This window comes from Variovorax sp. KK3 (genome assembly GCF_001984055.1).
Classification (GTDB): Bacteria; Pseudomonadota; Gammaproteobacteria; order Burkholderiales; family Burkholderiaceae_C; genus Variovorax.
In genome coordinates this window covers 1-608 of record NZ_LYVO01000195.1, presented here as the reverse complement: position 1 = coordinate 608, position 608 = coordinate 1, and the positions used below count along the sequence as shown (strand labels likewise).

At 66.9% G+C, this 608-nt stretch carries 1 pseudogene; it reads right to left on the bottom strand.

The features are described 5' to 3' along the window. A pseudogene (locus B0W80_RS35835) lies at window positions 1-608 on the bottom strand (hypothetical protein); the annotation flags it as partial.

Genomic DNA, 608 nt, shown 5'->3' with positions numbered 1-608 from the left:
TTGGACGCGAAGCGCACCCACTGGATCTTGCGGTCGCCGCGCGAGGCCACCAGAACCTGCTGGTTCAGCGGCTCGATCGAGCGGTTGTCCGGGTCGATCTTCGAGATCGCCAGCGAGGTCGGGTTCCTGCCGATCGCCACGCGGCCCTTCTCCACCACGTCGGTCGCCGTCGTCCCCGCCGGCACGTTGCCCAGGCCGTAGATGCGCAGCGAGCCGCTCTCGGTCGCGATCCAGGCACGGTGCACGTTGCCGAACAGGGTCGTACGCACCGCCGTCGGCCGGTCATCCAGCGTCACCGTGGAGATCACGGTCGGCGTCTGTTGCGGCTTGTTGGCGAAGGTGTACGGCCACTGCGAGTCGGCCTGGCCCAGGTTGGTGAACTCGGTCGCGCCGGTGCCGAAGTACACGTTGTTGACGTACGTGAACAGCGGCTTCAGGTCGATGAAGGCAGCCTTCTTCTCGGACTTGGAGATCACCACGGCCACGCCGGCCTTCGCATAACGGTCGGCGTTGTTGCCACCCGCGCGGAAGCTGGCCCGCTTGGCGCCATCGGTCAGCGGCGAGTAGGTCTGGCCCATGAACTCGCCCTGCTTCTCCGGCAGTGCCGT